1 protein-coding gene is annotated in these 3,634 nt (G+C 61.7%); it reads left to right on the plus strand.

Going from position 1 to position 3,634, the window contains the following annotated elements; translation table 11 throughout:
* Nucleotides 1-395 precede the first annotated feature (395 nt).
* The coding region (locus G4D87_RS35250) for an LVIVD repeat-containing protein (RefSeq protein ID WP_205507842.1) at nucleotides 396-3,634 on the plus strand (3,239 nt) is incomplete at its 3' end.

Raw genomic sequence — 3,634 nt, forward strand, 5'->3', positions numbered from 1 at the left:
CCCATGCACAGGAACTGGAGACAGTGGGGTTGTTGCCGACTCCTGTTCCGCCCGTTGGATTGGCCCCGTTTGCGGATCACGTCGCCGTCGCGCTTGATGCACATGGCCTCTGGCTTGTGAACACCAGCGGCTCTGGAACCCCCATTGTCTCAGCGCGGATGCCTGGCCGTTACACGGGGGTTGCGATGTCTGGCCGGCTCTTTGCATCGCTAATCAACGACAACGGGCATTATCGAACCGACACGGTGGACGTCACTGTTCCAAGCCGGCCCTGGCTTGTCAGCAGCACCCCGAACACCACGGTCTCAGGCCGTGTGATTGGCGCTGTGGCGGATGGCGTCATCCAGACGCAAGGCGCATCGATAGTGTCCGCTCCGGTGGCAGGGGAGAATGGAGTGGCGATCCAGCAGTCGTTCAACGTTCAGCCAGCGCTCGTTCGTGCTGCGCAGATCGATGGCGAGTTGGTGGTCGTTGGGACGGATCGCTCTGTGCAAGCCTGGGCGAGGACTCAGAATACTTCCTTTGAAAAACTGGATGAGGTGCCGCTGCCTTCCGGAGTCCGCTCCATCGAAGTCGTTCGTGGTCTGGCTTACGTCGTCGGAGAAGAGGGTTGGCTCCGGATTCTAGACTTCCGGAACCCTGCCGCGCCGCGAGTTCTGTCGCGGTCAAAGCTCGACGCACATGAACTCCTGGTCAGTGGCGGCCAGGTACTGGCGACGGGGCCCGCTGGCGTCAGTCTCTTGAACCTTCCCCAGGCGGTGCCGGCAACTGCCGCGGGACTCGTCACGGTGGGCCAGCCTGCGATGACGCTGACGGCCTTCCGCGGCGGGGCATTGGTCGCGGCGGGGGCGTCAGGTGTCCAAGCCGTCGATGTAACGCGGAGCGCCGTGCCGGTACTCGCGGGACAATTGTTCACAGGCAGCGACGTTCAGCAGGTGGAGCGAATCGGGCGCGACACGTTCGTTCTCGACGGCACCGCCATCCGGTTCGCACGGGAGACGACAGCGGGGACGCTCACATCCGACAACACGGAGACCCAGGGGCTTCAGCAAGCGCTGGGGAGCATCGATCGCCTGGCCGTGGCTAGGGATCGGCTCTGGGCGATCTCAACCTCAGGGGCCGTCAAGACGATTCAATGGCCGCGAGTGGGCCCTGGAGAGTCGCTGATCCTCGGCAGCGCGGCCTTCGACGTCGCGGGTGACGAGCGCCACGCCTTGGTCGCCCTGGGGAACCACGGGGCTGCCATCGTGGGGGTTGCGCCCTCGGGACAGATTCGTCGTTCAGGAACACTACCAGTGACAGCTTCAGCGGTGGCGCTGGAGGGTGCGCTTGCTGTCGTGGGCGGGCCCTCGTCGCTCTCCGTATTCGAACTGACTGACGACGCTTCTCCCGAATTGTTGGGCACCGTGCCCACCTCGGGCCCCGTACAACGGATCCGCCTTGAAGGCAGGTTGGCCATCATCAGTGAAGGAGCCGCAGGCGTTGAACTCTGGCATCTGCCTGCGGGGGCTCCAGCAGTCCGGCTGATGCACGTGCCTGCGTCGAACGCGCATGACGCTATCGTGGCCGCAGGTCGGCTCCTCGTCGCGGATACGCTTGAAGGCAACCAGGGAGCGGTGCGCGCGTACATGCCACCTGCGGCGGCCGTGCCGTCCGTGCGCATCGCCACTCCTGCCAATTATTCAGTGGTGGAAGCCGGAACGAACGTCGTCGTGTCTGCGCTCGCGGGCGGAATCGGATTGGACGATGCCGAGTTGGTCGTCGATGGAGTGGCCTCTGCAGTCGCCGAGGAAGCAGGAATGAAAGCCCGCTGGACGGTTCCGGCAGGTTCCGCCGCAGGACAGCGGCATGAATTGCGGTTCAGGGTGCGCGGTGCCGGAGGAATGGAAGCCCTCTCTAGCCCCCTGACCCTCACGGTCCTGCCCCCGGAAACACAGACTCCCAGCGTCAGCCTGACAGCCCCCACTGAGGGGACGACCATCGCTTCTGGCGCTGCGGTGACGGTGCGAGCTCGACGCACGGAGGGAATCGCACCCGTCTTCGTCTCTGCCCGGCTTGGAACAACGTATCTCGGGGAACTCGGTCAGAGTCCTTCGGACCCGATGGTCTTCGAGTCCGTATTCCGTGCGCCGATGACGAGCGCGCCGGAAACACTGCCGCTGACTGTCCTTCTGGTGGACGGAGCCGGACGGACGGCGGAAGCCTCCGTGCAAGTGTCGCTGGGCGTGGACAACAACGCGCCTGGCGTGCCCTCGGGGCTTCCCACACAACTGCGCGCGGAGCCTGCTGTCAACCCGATAAATCTTCAGGCGACAGACGATGGGGTGCTGTGGATCGAACTGGAGAAGGATGGAGAACTCATTGCGCATTCACAAGAATCGATCGGCACTGCCTCCCTTCATCACGCATTGCTTCTCCCTGAGGATTCCGTTGGACAACAGGTGACGCTGACGGCCACGGCTGTGGACTTCATGGGGCGCCGTACGCCGGTGTCTCAATCGTACGTTGTCGCGGTGGATGGAGTGCCTCCGACGGTTAACTTTGGGTCATATCAGCCGCCTTTGAGCGCGTTTGAAGGCGCCAGCATCAACATCTATGCATCCGCCTCGGATCCGGACAGCGACGTTGCCAGCGTAAAGCTATACGCCAATGGCGTAGAGTTCGCATCCAGCATAGGGCACTACGTATCTGCAAGCTATCTGCTGCCGAAGTTGAGTGAGCAATCTTCCGTTGTGTTCCGTGCAGTGGCGACGGACCGGAGTGGCCGAACGACTGCAGTCGAGCGGACCACCACGCTCCAAGCAAACCCTGCTCCGGAGTTGACGTATACGATGACGCCGAACCCGGCACTCAGAGGTGAAATTGTCCGCATCTGCGCCCGCGCGAGAGACAATTCAAGCATTGAGCACTTCTCCGCTTCTGTAGATGGAGAAGCCCTGCTGGGTTCGGTTTCATGTGGCGCTCAGTGTGTTGATATTTGCGCAGACAAGCTAATGGAGTTGTCTGCGATGCAGGTCGTGGTTGAATCCACCGCGACTGATGATCTGGGCGCGACGGCAAGCGGTTCTGACGTGTTTCAGGTAAATGAGAATCAGCCTCCTCTGGCGACGCTGCGTCCGATCACCAGCATGAGCGTGGGGATAGAGACGAGTCTTTCCGGCACTTGGGATGATGAGCGTGTCCGCCTTGCGTGGGCAGAATTCCGGGTGAATGGCGTACGCGTCGGCAGCCGCATTGAAACTCCTTATCGGGGCTATGGGGTCACCCGGGGTTACACTCCGAACTCCAGTGGTGTCGTTCGAGTCAGCCTGGTCGTTCAGGACAGTCTGGGACTGCAGTCGGAAACCTACCAAGACGTCAATGTTATCGAGCCTCTATACCCGGCAGATACAACTGACGTCATTGCGGCAGATGACTTTAGATTTGAAGGGATGGATATTGTCGTTCGAGGCAGCGATAGGCTTCGGATCGACGGTACCCACGCGTTTAAAAATCTATACATCCAAGGCAATGCCGTTGTGACGCACAGCCCCGCAGGAGGCGTAGGCGCAAACCACCTTGACCTCCATGTGGAGGGAGAGGTTCGAATTGATTCTTCCGCGACAATCGACGTGTCGGGGCACGGGCTGTCTCT

The organism is Myxococcus vastator (assembly GCF_010894475.1).
In the GTDB taxonomy this organism is placed as follows: domain Bacteria; phylum Myxococcota; class Myxococcia; order Myxococcales; family Myxococcaceae; genus Myxococcus; species Myxococcus vastator.